The 16,671-nt window shown below is 33.2% G+C and carries 16 protein-coding genes; 4 read left to right on the top strand and 12 right to left on the bottom strand.

Features of this window, described 5'->3' with window-relative positions:
• Genes Q0975_RS24520 through Q0975_RS24530 form a run of 3 tightly spaced genes read right to left on the bottom strand, consistent with a single transcriptional unit; the run spans position 1 to position 3,923 of the window.
• Positions 1 to 1,665 (bottom strand): response regulator, encoded by a 1,665-nt coding sequence (locus tag Q0975_RS24520; RefSeq protein ID WP_299442175.1) that lies wholly within the window; start codon positions 1,663 to 1,665, stop codon positions 1 to 3.
• Between the two features lie 24 nt (positions 1,666 to 1,689).
• Positions 1,690 to 2,526, bottom strand: coding sequence for an aldo/keto reductase (locus tag Q0975_RS24525; protein WP_299442178.1), 837 nt, complete (start codon positions 2,524 to 2,526; stop codon positions 1,690 to 1,692).
• A gap of 8 nt (positions 2,527 to 2,534) precedes the next feature.
• Positions 2,535 to 3,923, bottom strand: a complete 1,389-nt coding sequence (locus tag Q0975_RS24530; RefSeq protein ID WP_299442181.1) for an ATP-binding protein — start codon at positions 3,921 to 3,923, stop codon at positions 2,535 to 2,537.
• A 188-nt stretch (positions 3,924 to 4,111) separates the two neighbouring features.
• On the opposite strand from Q0975_RS24530, the gene Q0975_RS24535 reads away from it, so the two are divergent.
• Both Q0975_RS24535 and Q0975_RS24540 read left to right on the top strand, forming a co-directional pair.
• Positions 4,112 to 4,912: a class I SAM-dependent methyltransferase gene (locus Q0975_RS24535; RefSeq protein ID WP_299442184.1), complete on the top strand. Its 801-nt coding sequence runs from the start codon at positions 4,112 to 4,114 to the stop codon at positions 4,910 to 4,912.
• A gap of 152 nt (positions 4,913 to 5,064) precedes the next feature.
• Positions 5,065 to 6,438 carry an NAD(P)/FAD-dependent oxidoreductase gene (locus tag Q0975_RS24540; RefSeq protein ID WP_299442187.1) on the top strand — a complete coding sequence of 458 codons (1,374 nt, stop codon included), beginning with the start codon at positions 5,065 to 5,067 and terminating at the stop codon, positions 6,436 to 6,438.
• Here Q0975_RS24540 and Q0975_RS24545 read toward each other — a convergent pair.
• The 9 genes from Q0975_RS24545 to Q0975_RS24585 form a co-directional block, all read right to left on the bottom strand.
• Positions 6,428 to 7,792 (bottom strand): aldehyde dehydrogenase family protein, encoded by a 1,365-nt coding sequence (locus tag Q0975_RS24545; RefSeq protein WP_299442189.1) that lies wholly within the window; start codon positions 7,790 to 7,792, stop codon positions 6,428 to 6,430. The two genes, Q0975_RS24540 and Q0975_RS24545, sit on opposite strands and share 11 nt — an antisense overlap.
• Before the next feature lie 33 nt (positions 7,793 to 7,825).
• Positions 7,826 to 8,767, bottom strand: a complete 942-nt coding sequence (locus tag Q0975_RS24550) for a sterol desaturase family protein (protein ID WP_299442192.1) — start codon at positions 8,765 to 8,767, stop codon at positions 7,826 to 7,828.
• A 162-nt stretch (positions 8,768 to 8,929) separates the two neighbouring features.
• On the bottom strand, positions 8,930 to 9,355 hold the full coding sequence (locus tag Q0975_RS24555; RefSeq protein WP_299442195.1) for a VOC family protein: 426 nt from the start codon (positions 9,353 to 9,355) through the stop codon (positions 8,930 to 8,932).
• A gap of 50 nt (positions 9,356 to 9,405) precedes the next feature.
• Positions 9,406 to 10,362 (bottom strand): DUF4440 domain-containing protein, encoded by a 957-nt coding sequence (locus Q0975_RS24560; RefSeq protein WP_299442198.1) that lies wholly within the window; start codon positions 10,360 to 10,362, stop codon positions 9,406 to 9,408.
• Positions 10,363 to 10,456: 94 nt separating this feature from the next.
• Positions 10,457 to 11,326, bottom strand: coding sequence for a 23S rRNA pseudouridine(2604) synthase RluF (gene rluF, locus Q0975_RS24565; protein ID WP_299442201.1), 870 nt, complete (start codon positions 11,324 to 11,326; stop codon positions 10,457 to 10,459).
• Positions 11,327 to 11,496: 170 nt separating this feature from the next.
• Complete coding sequence (locus Q0975_RS24570; RefSeq protein ID WP_299442204.1) at positions 11,497 to 12,336, bottom strand: alpha/beta hydrolase; 840 nt, start codon at positions 12,334 to 12,336, stop codon at positions 11,497 to 11,499.
• Complete coding sequence (locus Q0975_RS24575; RefSeq protein ID WP_299442207.1) at positions 12,333 to 12,701, bottom strand: cupin domain-containing protein; 369 nt, start codon at positions 12,699 to 12,701, stop codon at positions 12,333 to 12,335. Before Q0975_RS24575 ends, Q0975_RS24570 begins: the two co-directional genes overlap by 4 nt.
• Positions 12,702 to 12,719: 18 nt before the next feature.
• On the bottom strand, positions 12,720 to 13,286 hold the full coding sequence (locus Q0975_RS24580; protein ID WP_299442210.1) for a hypothetical protein: 567 nt from the start codon (positions 13,284 to 13,286) through the stop codon (positions 12,720 to 12,722).
• A 43-nt stretch (positions 13,287 to 13,329) separates the two neighbouring features.
• Positions 13,330 to 14,865, bottom strand: coding sequence for a helicase HerA-like domain-containing protein (locus Q0975_RS24585; protein ID WP_299442213.1), 1,536 nt, complete (start codon positions 14,863 to 14,865; stop codon positions 13,330 to 13,332).
• A gap of 157 nt (positions 14,866 to 15,022) precedes the next feature.
• Between Q0975_RS24585 and Q0975_RS24590 the strand changes: the two genes are divergently transcribed.
• Both Q0975_RS24590 and Q0975_RS24595 read left to right on the top strand, forming a co-directional pair.
• Complete coding sequence (locus Q0975_RS24590; RefSeq protein WP_299442216.1) at positions 15,023 to 15,475, top strand: RidA family protein; 453 nt, start codon at positions 15,023 to 15,025, stop codon at positions 15,473 to 15,475.
• Positions 15,476 to 15,543: 68 nt separating this feature from the next.
• On the top strand, positions 15,544 to 16,173 hold the full coding sequence (locus Q0975_RS24595) for a 7-carboxy-7-deazaguanine synthase QueE (RefSeq protein ID WP_299442219.1): 630 nt from the start codon (positions 15,544 to 15,546) through the stop codon (positions 16,171 to 16,173).
• Positions 16,174 to 16,671: the final 498 nt, after the last annotated feature.

Genomic DNA, 16,671 nt, shown 5'->3' on the forward strand with positions numbered 1-16,671 from the left:
TTATGTTTCTGCTAAATATTCATGTACAAATTTGATTGCCATCGCACCTTCACCAACGGCAGAGGCTACTCGATTCATAGCACCAGCTCTAACATCACCAGATGCAAAGATACCTGGGCTACAAGTTTCTAATAGGAAAGGTTCTCGGTCTTTTTTCCAGATTTTTTTGAAATTACTGTAGCGATTTAAATCCCTTCCAGTCTCTATAAAACCTCTTTCATTTTTGATAATATCCAGTGCTATCCAATCTGTATATGGTTTTGCTCCTATAAAAATAAATAATGCATCCGCATCTACATTTCTAGTTTCTGAAGTAATACTATTGGTTAGTTTTAATGAAGTAAGTCTATCACTTTCTCCATTGGCTTCCGTGATATTGGTATGACCTAGTAACATAATATTGTCAATAGCATCGATCTGATCGATTAGATAGCTCGACATACTACTTGTGAGATCTTTTTTACGAATTGTAATATATACGTTTTTAGCAAACTTAGAAAGATAAACAGCTGATTGTCCGGCAGAGTTACCACCACCTACGATATATACTTCTTTATTGCTGCAGGCTTGAGCTTCAGTCATAGATGAACCATAATAAATACCAGCTCCAGTGTAGTTTTCAATACCTTCAGCTTCAAGTTTTCTGTAATTTACACCGGTAGTGATCACCACACTTTTAGCACGAATACATTCTCCGTTACCTAGAGAAATACTTTTATATCCATTTTTTTCTGTTATAGAAGTTACTTCTTGGGGTGACAGAAACTCAATCCCAAATCGTTTGGCTTGGGTAATTGCTCGATGCGTCAATTCTTGACCACTTAATCCATTAGGAAATCCAAGGTAGTTTTCTATTCTGGAGCTAGTTCCTGCCTGGCCACCAGGCGCGTGCTTTTCAATTAACAATGTTTTTAAACCTTCGGATCCTCCATAAACTGCGGCTGCTAATCCTGATGGTCCAGCTCCAATGATTACCACGTCATATAAATTGTCTTGCGGATGTGCGTTCAAGCCGAGTGCAGTAGCTAACTCTATTATATCCGGATTTTTGTAACAGCTACCATCTTCTAATGAAATTACAGGTAGATCTTTTGCCGTTAGTTTGTGCAGTGCTATAATTTCTTTTGCTTTATTACTGTTTTCTGCATCTAACCATTGAAATGGAAATAAATTTCCAGATAAAAAATCTTTAATGTCGTGAGATTTTGGAGAATATTGATAACCAATTACACGTATTCCCTCAAACTCTGGTTGAAAATTAATCTGCCAAACATCCAATAAATCATTTAATGTAGGATATAGTTTTTCTTCTGGTGGATTCCATGGTTTGGTAAGATAATAATCTAATTGTACATCATTAATAGCTCTAATAGCCGCATCGGTATCAGAATATGCAGTTAACAACACTTTTTTTGCATTCGGAAAAAACTTTTTGGCTTCTCTTAGAAATTCGACTCCGAGCATCTCCGGCATCCTTTGATCTACTAGGAATAAAGCAATAATTTCGTTTTTCTTTTTTAGATCCTCTAAAGCTTCTAGTGCATCATTAGCAGATTCTGTACTCATTATTCGATATTCCTTTCGATACTCTGATTTTAAATCCCGAGTTACTGCGCGTAATACCTGAGGATCATCATCAAGTGCAAATATGATTGGTTTTTTCATTATTTTATTAAATTAAAAAACAGACTAAAAATTAAAGTTATCAGGGTCTGGTCCGTTTCTTTGGTTTTTATCTAAAGAATCAATATAACTCATATCTTCTTTAGATAATTCAAAGTCAAAAAGATTTGCATTAGATATAATTCGTTGTTTTTTTGCCGATTTAGGTATTGTGATTATTCCTTTTTGTAAATTCCATCGTAATACAATCTGAGCGACGGTTTTTTGATATTTTTTCGCCAAATCATCCAGTATATTTAGTTTGAATATTTTTCCTTGCATCATTGGTGACCATGCTTCATACTGAATTGCATGTGTATTGCAGAAATCAATTAAATCCTGTTGTACCAGATGTGGATGGAATTCCATTTGATTAACCATTGGAATTATAGTCGATGTTTTCATAAGGTTTTCCAGATGGTGCTGCATAAAATTACTTACTCCTATTGCTTTTATACGTCCATCTTTATATAGTTTTTCTAATGCTTTCCAAGTTTCAATATATTTGCCTTCTACAGGCCAATGTATAAGATACAGATCTAAATAATCTAATTGTAACCTGCGAAGGCTTTCATCAAAAGCTTTAAGTGTTGATTCATACCCTTGATCAGAATTCCATACCTTACTTACTACGAAAAGCTCTTTTCTTGGAACATTACTTTGGCGTATTGCTTTTCCAACACCTTCTTCATTTTTATATATACTTGCAGTATCAATATGTCGATATCCAGCATCCAAAGCCCATTGGATTGCATCAACGACTTCTTTGTCATTGTCAGACAAGTACACTCCCAATCCGAAATAAGGCATGTTTACTCCATTATTTAGTCTAAATGCTCCTTTTATATCAGTTATTGTTTTCATAATTTGAATTATGTAATAGGTAGGCAAACGGTAAATATTGTTTCTCCTTTTTTAGATTTTACTTTAATATCTCCTTGATGCTGATTAATAATTCTTTGTACTACTTCTAATCCCATACCTGTTCCTTCTCCAATAGCTTTTGTAGTAAAAAAAGGGTCAAAAATATTGTTTAGATGTTCTTCGGCGATGCCTTCACCATTGTCCGCTATCTCAACTTTTAAGAATTTTTGATCTAGAGAGGTTTTGATTTTTAAAATTCCAGAATGATCCATTGCATCAATTGCATTGTCGATGAGGTTGGTCCATACTTGATTAATTTCACTTACGAAAATTTTGGCTTCAGGAAGATTTTCTTGAAAATTCTTTTCTAACGTTATATTTTTCTTTTTTAGCTTATGGTTAAGCATAGTGAGTGTGCTTTTTAAGCCAATATGTATATCGGTTGAGGTTTTTTCTGGAGCACGATCCATATGCGTATAACTTTTGATAGAATTTACGAGATTGGATATTCTGTCAGAAGCTTCACCAATTTCATCGACCATCTTTTCTGTGGTTAAGACATTCTCTACCCATTCGATAGCGTGAGGAAAGTTATTTTGGCCAGTTACTTTGTATATTTCTTCTAAAGCTGGGACATCCATACAAAAATCCAAAAGCGTTTCTGTTAACTCATAAGCATTATCTAATCCATGATTCTCTAACCAATCTTCTAATTCATCTTCTTTTTCATTGCGTTCCATCAGTTTCATATTGTTTTCTGGACGATTATTTAGTTTTTCAAAAAGGATTTTATTAAGACTGTCAATTTCTTGATCCGAAATCCTTATAGAAACCACTCTTTTGAATTTCTCAGGAACATTGCCTAGATGTTTTTTTAACTCTTTAGCACTACGAACCATTGCAGAAGCTGGATTATTAAGTTCGTGAGCTAGTCCAGCGGATAATTTTCCTAAGGACATCATTTTTTCAGCCTGCACATTGTTTTTGGTAAACTCTCTCACCCTAGAAGTCATGGTATGCACTAAAACTTCAGTAAGCTCATAATGATTGGAAATCATTTCTCTGAACAATGGTTTTTCGAGAACTAAAATTTTGCTATCGATTAGTACATCACCAAAACCAGCAGCAGAACTTGCTCTGGAAAAAGGCAGTAGCCCACCAATTTGATTGGTATCCATAAGTGCAATATGCTTATAGTTTCCATTCTGTTCTACTTTGATTTCAATTTTACCTTCTAAAACAACAAAAAGTTTGTCAATAGAGTCTCCTTGCTGAAAGAGATATTCTCCTTGTATTAAAACTTTAATATAGGATTTGTCAATCAACCATTGTAATTGATCAACTGGAACTTTAATAAACTCTGGAATTTGTTGAAGTCTTTCTGTTGTAAGTTTCATTAGTTTAAAATTAGCCAATAAAAAACCTCTTTCCAATACCTATAAAGAGAAGAACTCTTAAGGTTTTTATAAAGTTTCTTCCATTTGGAACTAAATATTAATTTTTTAAGAATTGTTTATCGAAAAGCAACTATTATTATTGAGTTTATAATGAATTGTTATATTTAGAAATTATTAAATAAAAGGGTATGTCTAAAGAATTTCAAAAGTTTTTTAAAACTAACAAAGCAACTTGGGATGAGAAAGTAAAGGTTCATGCATCTAGTAATTTTTATGATTTAGAATCTTTCAAAAACGGCAATAATTCCTTAAATAAATATGAGTTGGAAGCGTTAGGAGATGTTTCTGGAAAATCACTTTTACATCTTCAATGCCATTTTGGTCAGGATACGTTAAGTTGGAGTAGGATGGGAGCAAAATCCACTGGAGTGGATCTTTCTGATAAAGCAATTGAGCTAGCAAAACAACTAAATACGGAATTGAAATTAGATGCTGAGTTTGTGTGCTGTAATGTTTTGGATACATCTGATCATTTAAAAAATCAATTTGATATTGTATATACCAGCTATGGAGTTATTGGATGGTTACCTGATCTAAAACCTTGGGGTAAAATGATTGCGGAAAGATTAAAATCTGGAGGAACTTTTTATATGGTGGAGTTTCATCCCATTGTATGGATGTTTGATTATCTGGAGGGATTGCCTACGATTAAATATGGGTATCATCAGAAAGAAGTAATTTATGAAGAGTATGAAGGTACATATGCCGATATGAATTCTAAAATGGTTAGTAAAGAGTATGGCTGGAATCACGGATTAGGAGAAGTGATTTCCTCCTTATCTGAAGCGGGATTAACTATTGAATACCTGAGGGAATATGACGAATCTCCGTATGATGTTTTTCCAGATTTAATTGAAAATAAAAACGGAATGTTCGAGAGTTCTGATAAATTATTTCCGTTACTATTTGCGATTAAAGCTTTTAAGTAACAATTCTTTGATAATTTTTTTACATTTGTTATAGGTTTTAATGTTTGCATAAGCTCTAAAATATATGGAGCAGGTTTGTCAAGAACATTAAGACTCGGATCTTATGACATAGTTCCTTTTCATACTTTGACAAACCGGAATCACTAAAAAGTATGCAAACAAAAAATATAGCTATCGTAGGGAGTGGCTTAGCAGGTTCACTATTAGCAATTTACCTAAAAAAACGGAATCATCAGGTTACTGTATTTGACAGAAGGCCAGATATTAGAAAAGTTCAGTTTAGTGGTCGTTCTATTAATCTTGCGATGTCTGTTCGTGGTTGGAAAGCATTGGATAGAGTTGGTATTGGAGAAGAAATCAGAAAATTGGCAATCCCGATGAATAAAAGAGCCATGCATGTCAATGGTCAAGCTGAATATCACCAATACTATGGCAAAGAAGGAGAAGCTATATATTCTATTTCGAGAGGAGTTTTAAATCGAAAAATGATTACACTGGCAGAAGAATCAGGTGTTGTCTTTAGATTTAACGAAAAGGTATGGGATGTAAACTTACCAGAAGCTAAAATATACACAGGAGAAACAGAAAAGGGTGAATGGAAAGAATATCAATATGATATGATTTTTGGTTGTGATGGTGCTTTTTCTAGAGTTCGACATAAAATGCAAAGGAGAAGTAGATTCGATTATTCGCAGGATTTTCTGGATGCAGGGTATAAAGAACTGGGTATTCCTGCTAATGAAAATGGTACTCATAGACTGGATAAAAACTCCCTTCATATATGGCCAAGAGGTAAGTTTATGCTAATTGCATTGCCGAATCTAGACGGTAGTTTTACCTGTACATTGTTTATGCCTCATGAAGGTGAAAATTCTTTTGAGAGTTTAAAGAAAGATGCCGAGGTAATCGAATTCTGGAAACAACATTTCCCTGATACTATTGAATACATGCCTACCTTACTTAAAGATTTTAAGAGTAATCCGACGAGTGCATTAGTAACAATGAAGTGTTATCCTTGGTCTTATTGGGATAAGGTAGCTTTGGTTGGAGATTCCGCTCATGCAATTGTACCATTTTATGGACAGGGTATTAATGCTGGTTTTGAGGATATTTCTGTACTTGATGATATCATAGAAGCTTATGAAGGTGAGAACTGGCAGGAAATTTTCGAAAAATATCAGGAAGCCAGAAAACCAAGTGCAGATGCTATAGCAGAACTTTCGTATCGTAATTTTGTGGAAATGAGTAGTAAAACTGCTAATCCAGATTTTCTGTTAAGAAAGAAAATTGAAAAGAAATTCTCTGAAAAGTACCCTGATAAGTGGATCCCGCTATATACTAGGGTGACCTTTACCCATAGACCTTATGCAGAGGCTTTAGAGATTGGAGATCGACAAGCTAGGATTATGAATGAAATTATGCAGTTGGATAATATTGAGAGTATCTGGGATACTGATCAGGTGGAGGAAGAAATTATGAATCGCATAAATGTTTATGAGAGCAGTGCTAAAAATATTATCCAATAAGTCTCTTCAGCCATTTTAACTTCGAGCCAGTGTAGGGTGCATACTTAAGATTCAATTCTATTAAAAAAGATTTTTGTAAAATACTTTTATAATGAGAGAATGCTTCGAATCCTGCTTTACCGTGATAATTTCCGATACCACTATCACCAACGCCACCGAATGGGAGATTTTGTTCCATAAAATGCATCACAGCGTCATTCACTGCTCCGCCACCAAATGATATTTCATTCAAAATTTTATTTTTTATCCCTTTGTTTTTTGTGAAAATATAACAGGATAAAGGTTTGGATAATGTTTTAATATCGGCAATGGCACTATCTATGTTTTCAAATGATAAAACGGGTAAAATAGGGCCAAAAATTTCTTCCTGCATTACTTTATCAGAGAATGTAACTCCACTCATAACAGTAGGGGATATAACTCTACTCTCTGCGTCACATTGACCTCCGAAGTATATTTTGTCTTTTTCGATAAAACCTTGTAAACGTTCGAAGTTCTTTTGATTGACAATCTGAGTATAGTTTTGATTTTCTATTTTATAATCAGCATTTTCTATATGTTTTTTGATAGCAGATAAAAGCTCATCTTGTATAGCAGATTCAACCAGTATATAATCAGGTGCAATACATGTTTGACCGGTGTTTAAAAATTTTGCCCAAACTAAACGTTTAGCGGTCATGTCAATATTAACATCCTTCGTAATAATTGCAGGGCTTTTGCCTCCTAATTCTAAGGTAACCGGAGTAAGGTGTTTTGCAGCAGCTTGGTATATAATTTTACCTACTTGTATACTTCCCGTAAAAAATATTTTGTCAAATTTAATTTTTAACAATTCAGTGGTTTCTGCAACACCTCCTTCTATTACCTTAAAAAATTCAGGGCTAAAGTTTTGATTTATAATTTTGGTCATTACAGCCGAGGAATGAGAAGGAATCTCACTAGGCTTAAGTATAACAGTACAGCCTGCTGCTATTGCTGCTATTGCAGGAACTATTGATAATTGATAAGGATAATTCCAAGCGCCCATTACCAATACAGTTCCAAAAGGTTCTGGTATAATATAACTTCTTCCAGGAAGATTAGCTAATCCAGTAGATACACTTTTCTTTTTAGACCATTTTTTGATGTTTACTAAAGCAAGATCAATCTCATGATAGATGATACCTAATTCTGTAGTATACGTTTCGTATTTAGATTTTTTAAAATCATTATAGATTGCTTTATAAAAAAGGTCTTCATGCTGTTGCAAAACATTTTTCAATCGCTTTAACTCTTTTATTCTAAAAGATATGTCTTTAGTGGTATTGGTATTGAAAAAGGCGTTTTGAGCATTAACGATTTCCTGATAATTCATAGCGAAGTATATAGAGTTGTTAGGAAAAAAGAATTATGATTCGGTACCCATACTTTTTTTGAGTTCCAATTCTTGCTGCATTTGTTTTACAGTAAGGGTGCTTCCATCATGACTCCAGCCTGGAGGACCAAAAATATACATGAACTTGTGATACCAATTTTTAGATTTTTTAGTATCGTTCCAAATATCCTTGTACTCATGCGTAAGGATAACCCAAGGATTGTACGAATTTGGAGCGTGTGTTACGCCATATTGTACATCGATATCATCATCTAGCTCTTTCCAGGTTCCAAATATCTTATCAAAAATATTAAGAAATCCTCCATGGTTTTTATCCATATATTCTACGTTCTTGGCGTGATGAACCTGATGCATTGTATGGGTATTAAAAATCTTTTCTATAAAGCCCATTTTCGGAATAAATACAGAGTGCAATTGGAATTGCCATAAAGCTTCTATACCTAGACAAACAATAACCATCTCTGGAGGAAACCCTATAATTGGCATCCACATATAAAATAAAGGTTTATATAGAAGAGTAAACCATCCATTACGAACGGCTGTTCCAAGATTAAAATTATCCGAAGAGTGATGAACGATATGTGCAGCCCATAATGCTCTTATCATATGATTTTGTCGATGAAACCAATAATAAGTAAAATCATCAGCTAATTGACATAATAACCAAACATACCACGCATATCCAAATGACTCCCAACCCATAATGTTAGTTCTAACACCATTAACTTCTGGATTAAAAAGATTGTACATGAAAGTAAATAGAACTACCGAAAAAACTGTTTTAAGAAGAGGGCCTAAAAATGCTGATCCAAGACCCATAGTAAAGCTTGCTGATAAATCCTTCCAATTGTAAAGGTTTTTATGATCGTGGTGGTTTTTGCTGTAAGCCAATTCTACTACAATAAGTATTAGAAATAAGGGTACACCATATTTTAGGGGTTGTATAAAATCCATTTTCTTTTTGTTGTCTTCTAATTGGGGCAGAATATAATAAGAATTTGTAGTATAACTTTAACATTTTATCTTTTTAAACAAAAAAAAGACATTTTTAACGATTGTTTACTTGCTAGGTTCTAGTTTTTCATATGGCTAGTTAATTTTAAGGGTTTGTGAGTATTACTTTGTAAATATTTGAGAGGAATCTTTGAAAGATTTAAATTCTAATGCATTTCCACAAGGGTCATAGAAAAACATAGTTGCCTGTTCTCCAACTTCACCTTGAAACCTTACATAAGGTTCTATAACGAATTTCACTTTTTTTTCAGAGAGCATATTTGCGAAATTTTGCCAAGTATCCCAGTCTAAAAGTATACCGAAATGAGGTATAGGAACTTCTTTACCATCGACACTATTATGGTGTTTAGTGTCAGCATCCGATTTTTGTTTGTAATGTATGACTAATTGATGTCCAAAAAAGTTGAAATCTACCCAATGATCACTACTACGTCCTTCATCAAGACCAAGTGTGTTATTGTAAAAATCTCTGGCAAGATCTAAATTATCTACAGGAATTGCTAGGTGAAAAGGAGATAATGATTGCATGTTTCTGTTTATTGTTTTTTTTATATAGTTAGAACTCTAAATTGAAGGGATTATTCTTTTATCTGATTCCAAATATCTAAATACATTTTCCAGGTACCGTTAGTTTTTTTCCAAACTACTACATATTTTCCTTTATAATTTACCTCAGTTCCATCGTCATTTTTATTTTTTCCTTGATAATATCCATAATCATGAGCAGTATCACCAAGAATGACTATTTCTTCTGGTGTGATTCGATGTTCTATTGGTGTGTACCCTGATGAACCTGACCAGCGCTTTTTAATAGCTTCATATCCAGATATAATCGATGTGTTATTAGGAAAGATTTTTGCATCGTTTGTATAGCTTCTGGCAATGGCTTCATAATCTTGCTTAAGATAAGAGGCTGAAAATGCTTTGGTAGCAGCTTTAATTTGTTCTTCGTCTGATATTTTTTCAGAATCTTTTCGCTTTATGCATTCTATTTTCCAGGTAGGAAAAGAAATTGTTTCATTTTTATCTACCCATTCTCCGAGCCATTTAAAACCATTTTCGCTAATATCGTAAAAATTGATTTTATAAAAACCATCCATACCATTTGGAGCTTTTTGTTCACGATAGAGAATAATTTTATCTTCTTTTTTGTTTCCTTCCCATGCGGAAAGTACTGTGGTAGGTTTAGTGTTAGAATAATAGTGAACATACCATCGACTACTATCTGCAATAAATTGTCTTATGCTACCAGAATTCTTTCCATCTTCTTTTACCGTTTGATCTTGAACCCCCATACCATTCATGATATATTTAAATTCCCAAGTCATTTTATTTGGATCTGCCCAAGTTTGATCTTGATTTCTGGTTTGCGAACTACAATCACAGATTCCAATTAAGGGATCGTAATCTTTGATTTCTTTAGGAGCTTTTGGATTAGGTCTGCCAAAAGGATACGCGTCAGAAGGCTCGTACTCACTCTGAGCGGTTGATAAAACAGAGGTGAGAAGTAGTAAACATATTACTATTGATTTCATAAATTTTATGAATTGATTAGTAAGGTAATTTACCTATTTTGAAATATTTATAAATGAAAGATGTTGGTAATTAAGATATAATTAACAGTGAATCTTAACGTCTGCGGTCACTGCGTTTTCTTTTTTTTGAAGCTAAAGAATCTTTTTGATTAGAACTGTTCCTGCTTTGGTTTTTAGGGTTGAAATTTTTGGTATTGTTTTTTGATCTTTTTGGCTTTTTTTCTTCAGTAACAGATGCTTCTTCAGTTTTGCTAGAGTCTCCAACATCAGAATTGATGATTTGCAATTCTTTTTCTGTTAAATATCGCCATTCACCAACAGGAGTATCTAGGCTAATATTCATAATGCGAATTCGTTTCAGTCGTATTACTTCATATCCTAGATATTCACACATTCTTCGAATCTGTCTATTCAAACCTTGAGTAAGTACGATCCTAAAATCGTATTTATTGATTTGTTCAACTTCGCATTTGCGTGTAACCGTGTCTAAGATGGGGATACCATTTCCCATTCTTTTAATAAAAAGAGGACTGATCAACTTGTTTACAGTAACTATATATTCTTTTTGATGGTTATTCCTTGCCCTGAGTATTTTATTAACGATGTCACCATCGCTTGTTAATAGAATTAATCCTTCACTTGGTTTATCTAATCGACCAATAGGAAAAATACGTTTAGGGTAGTTTATATAATCAACAATATTGTCCTTTTCATTTTGAGCAGTAGTACAAACAATTCCAACGGGTTTATGAAAAGCAAGATATACGTGTTCTTCCTTAGGTTTATTGATTAGTTCGCCATCAACTCTTACTTCATCTCCTGGAGCTACTTTAGTGCCCATTTCCGGCACTTTATTGTTTAGCGTAACACGACCTTGATCGATCAATTTATCTGCTTCGCGACGGGAGCAGTATCCGACTTCACTAAGAAATTTATTGAGCCTGGTGAGATTAGTATCTGACATATGAAATATAAAGTGCAAATATACTTGATACTATTTTAAAAACAACACTTTAGTAGCATGGCAAAAAGAATTGTGTATAGAGTTTTTTTGTAATGTTACTTTCTATGTAAAATCCAGTAATCATTAGTATTATCAATAATCCATCCTTATCTAATAATTTAGAGTTTAGATTATTTTGCTACAAAATCAATAATCATATCATCCACTTCATCAAAAAATAGCGAATGCCCAAAATCCTCTGTGGTTATAAATTTTACATTAGTCCAACTTTTATGAATCTTTTCAGCACCTGAATATGGCGCAACATCATCATGTTTATCATGTATAAGCAATCCCGGATGTGTCAGGTTTTTTGCAAATTCTGCAATAGAGAATTCTTCAAAATTATAACCGAACTTATTCTTAAAATACTGACTTAACGCTTCCATGAATTTGTCAGATAACCCAAGCGTTTTCTGGTAGCCTTTCATAATTACAGATAATTCTGTTGGTGCAGCAAGAACAATTAGTTTTTCTATTTCATGATTAGGGTAGGTGAATTGGTGAAATATAGTAGTCATTCCTCCAACAGAATGCCCCATGACATAATTAGGTCTGTATAATTCTACAATTTTTTGTAGACATTCTGCATACAAAGGAACATTAAGGATCTTGCCCGAAGAATTACCATGTGCAGGTGCATCAAATGCTATGATGTTATAATTTTGTTGATGTAATTTTTCTATAAGTGTTTTCCATCGATGACTATTACTATCCCATCCGTGAACCATCAATATGGTTTCTCCCATATTAGACCAACGATAGGTTTGAATATAATTTCCATTGACAGAAATAATTTCATCTTCTGCTTCTTCAAGGAAGTACTCTTGATCGGGCAATATTTTTCCTTTTTGAGGAGTGCAGAACAAAAGATATGCTTTGTGTAACGCCTTTTGCTTATTAAAAAAGAAAATTAATAAAAGACGTTTCCCGATAATAATCGGCAGGTACTTTTTTAATTTCTCTCTCATAATTCTTCTCTGTGTACAGCTTCAATAGAAAACGCAGGAAGACAAATTGAAAGATATTCACATGCTGATTTAAAGGGATTAGCATATTGAACTCTGGTGTTTTTTTCAATTTTAATTGACTGGCCGGATTCCAATACTATTTTTTCATTATCAATAATAAACTGTTTCTTCCCACTAATAATGTAAGTATATTCATCAAATTCTGGAGTTTGGAATGGTTCGCTCCAACCTGGTGGAGCAATCATATGAGCAATACTAATCTCAGGATTGCCATCGGTAGCTTTACCAAAATGCTCTTCTATTAGTTTGCCATCAGTGGTAGGTACTACAAAAGGTGATTTCTGAATTTGATATTTTTTACTCATAACTCTAAACCTTAGAATTTAATTACGCTCCCAATTAATAATAAAATGTTTAATGTTAGCAGAATCTGGAATTTGAGAAGCTTCAATTTTTTTATCAGTATTAAACTTTAATTCACTAGATAGTTCTTTTTTATCAATAGTTATAGATGCCTGAATACTGTCCACAAATATAACCGCTGCACTAAGTGTATTGGTAATCTTAGTGATGGTGTAATTATCTTTGATATCCTTAAAAATACCATTTGCCGATAGTCCGGATATAGTCTTATATCTAGGATCAATGATTTGTATACTCTCAATCGATGATTCAGGATTGTTTTCTTCTCTTGGTTCAAGAGATAGTAATTTCGCTCCACCTTTTTCATAAATTTCTATCGTATTAGCAACATCTAAGAATTTATCATTCTCAGACATTTTTACTATAGAATCATTTATATAGATTGAATCTAATTGACTTACTTTAGTAATATTGGTCAAGTTTCCGATTCTATTATAAGAAATTTCGAATGGATCTTGTTTTTTGTCATTTTGACAACTTAATATACTTATACATATAAGTAAAGTACAGCTAATTTTTTTTAACATAATAGGTTAGTTATTCCCAAGATTAAACAATGATTCGTGTTGTTTAGCGTAATAATTTATTTAGTACACCTAATGCTCCTCTAATAAAGGTAGCACTGGTTAAAACTTTAATAACAGCTTTTTCTGTAGTACTAGATTTTCTGCTTCGTGAGCGGGAACTGGATGAACTTCGATTAAGTTTCTCTCTTTCCTTTTTAGCAGCAGCTTTGGCCTCTTCAGCCTCGGCTTTTTCTATTTTTTCATTAAGAATTTCATAGGCACTTTCTCTATCTATATCTTCATTATATTTCTTAGAAAGCGTAGATTTTTTTAATAAATTTTTCAATTCACTATCGGAAAGTATATCCATTCTACTCATTGGAGCTCTTAGCATAGTTGCCGCAAGTGGAGTAGGACGCCCTTTTTCGTCAAGAGCCGATACTAAGGCTTCTCCAATACCTAGAGATGTTAATACTTCTTTGGTGTCATAATATTCCGATATTGGATAGTTCTCTGCGGTGAGTTTGATCGCTTTACGATCTTTTGCAGTAAATGCTCTTAATGCATGCTGTACTTTTAGACCTAATTGTCCTAGTACTCCATCCGGCACATCAGTGGGGTTCTGAGTAACAAAATAAAGCCCAACCCCTTTGGAACGTATTAATTTTACAATACTTTCTATTTGATCCATCAGTGCGTTAGAAGCTTGCTTAAATATCAAATGTGCTTCATCGAGGAAAATAATCAATTCAGGTCTTCCACTATCTCCTTGTTCCGGAAATGTGCTATATACTTCTGCAAGAAGACTAAGCATAAATGTAGAGAACAGTTTGGGTCTATCTTGTATATCTGTTAATCTCAGAATGTTTATAAACCCTCTTCCATCTTCATCAACTCTACATAAATCTTGAACGTCAAAAGACCTTTCTCCAAAAAAGGCATCAGCTCCTTGTTGTTCTAATGCTACTATTTTTCGAAGTATAGAGCCTGTAGACGCTGTAGAAATTCTTCCATAGTCTTTTTCTAATTCTTCTTTCCCTTCGCGAGTTGCAAACTGTAGTACTTTTTTAAGATCCTTTAAATCTAATAAAGGGAGTTTATTATCATCACAATATTTAAAAATGATAGAAATAATACCAGCTTGAGTTTCTGTTACATCTAAAATTCTTGAAAACAATACAGGCCCAAATTCACTAACAGTAGCTCTAAGACGCACACCGTCTTGATCTGATAACGAAAGAATTTCTACTGGAAAATCTTTTGCTTCGAATGGGATTCCTATTTTTTCGTGTCGTTCATCAATTTTAGGGTGGCCAGGACTGGCGGCAGCTAAACCACTAAGATCACCTTTAATATCCATAAGAAGAACAGGTATTCCTTGTTCGCTTAGGTTTTCTGCTAGAACTTGTAGTGTTTTAGTTTTACCAGTTCCTGTAGCACCGGCAATTAGTCCATGTCTATTCAATGTTTTTAATGGAATTTTAACGTGTGCATCTGTCACAGTTTCTCCATTATGCATTGCAGCTCCTAAGGTGATGAATTCACCTTTGGTAGTATATCCTTTATTTATATGATCAAAAAATTCTTGATTACTACTCATAGTTGATGTAAATTTTGATAAAAATAGCAATCTTACTTATGCTATCGAAATGAATGTGGTTTTGTTTTAGGTAAATTTATAATTTTTATATCAATATGAAGAGGTGTAGAAAATTATAGTTTATTTTTATAAGTAATAAATCATAACCTTTATCCTAATGAAAAAGATATATCTATTAATAATAGTAGTCACTTGTTTGTTTGGTTGTAAAAATAATTCTGGATCAGATATTTCAGTTATTTTTCACGAAACTCATGAACCAAAAAAGACAAATGCTCCGTTTTCGGATGCAGTACAAGTGGGTAATTTATATTTTCTCTCTGGTCAAGTAGGGATGGATCATTCAACTCGCAAATTAGTAACAGGAGGAATACAGCAAGAAACAAAACAAACACTCGAAAATATTAAGGCAGTATTGAAGCATCATGATCTGAATATGAGTGATGTGGTGAAGTGTACAGTTATACTTTCGGATATAGATGATTTTTCTGCATTCAATGAGGTGTATAAAACGTATTTTCCACAAAAGCCTGCAAGAACTACTTTTGCAGCCAAAGGTTTAGCAGTAGGAGCAAAGATTGAAATAGAATGTATCGCCGTTAAAAATTAAAGTTAGATTACTTTTCCATTTAAATTTTATATTTTTAATTATCTAATGTTGTGTACCTTTGCAGCCTTATGCAAGAAAGTACAGAGAAATTGGTGAATGAGGGTAAAATGCTTCCGCTTATGGAAGAGTTTTATACGATACAAGGAGAAGGTTTTCATAAAGGTACGGCCGCTTATTTTGTAAGGATTGGTGGTTGTGATGTTGGATGCCATTGGTGTGATGTCAAAGAAAGTTGGAATGCAACTCTACATCCTCCGACTTCTACAGAAATTATTGTGGAAAATGCAGTAAAATATAGTGATGTAGTGGTAGTGACAGGAGGAGAGCCTTTAACTTGGGACATGACAGCGCTCACCAAGGGGTTAAAAGATAAAGGCGCTAAAACACATATAGAAACATCAGGAGCGTATCCGCTTACTGGCGATTGGGATTGGATATGTCTATCACCTAAAAAAGTAAAACTCCCTAAGTCAGAGGTCTATATGAAGGCTCATGAGTTAAAATGCATTGTTTATAATAATAGTGATTTTGATTTTGCTGAGAAACAAGCCGCTCAGGTTTCTGAAGATTGTGTACTCTATTTACAACCAGAATGGAGCGTTAGAGATAAAGTAATTCCTCTGATTGTTGATTATGTGATGAAAAACCCTAAATGGAAGGTGTCTTTACAAACGCATAAGTACTTGAATATTCCTTAATTAACACATTTTTTTTACGGTTTTGTAGCTTTTAGGCGAAGTTTTAACCTGTTGATTTTTAATTAAATACGGTTTTACCATAATGTTACAGGGAATTATCCCCTATTATGTCAGATAAAATGTAGGGTAATTCTTTCTTTTTTATTGTTTAATTTTAGTTTTTTGTGTATTACGTCATATGTATTAGTTTTTTGATCTAAAACTATAATTTTTTTAACATTTATGTTTGAAGATTCGTAAAGTAGTTGTTAATTTTATGTAAATAATTAAAAAACAAAACACTATGAGAAATTTTTACACTATTTTAAGTTTACAATTTAAGTCTGTTATCAGTTTTATTAAGGAGCTACCTTCTGCTTCTAGCCATGTAATAAGACACTAAACTATTTATAATACATAAAACCCAAATTCTATGTATTTTACAAAATTATAAAAGGGATATCTGTTAGATAATCCCTTTTTTTTATATCGTATATTAAAGGTATTATACGATAGTTG

It is taken from the genome of uncultured Aquimarina sp., assembly GCF_947500065.1.
Taxonomy (GTDB): domain Bacteria; phylum Bacteroidota; class Bacteroidia; order Flavobacteriales; family Flavobacteriaceae; genus Aquimarina.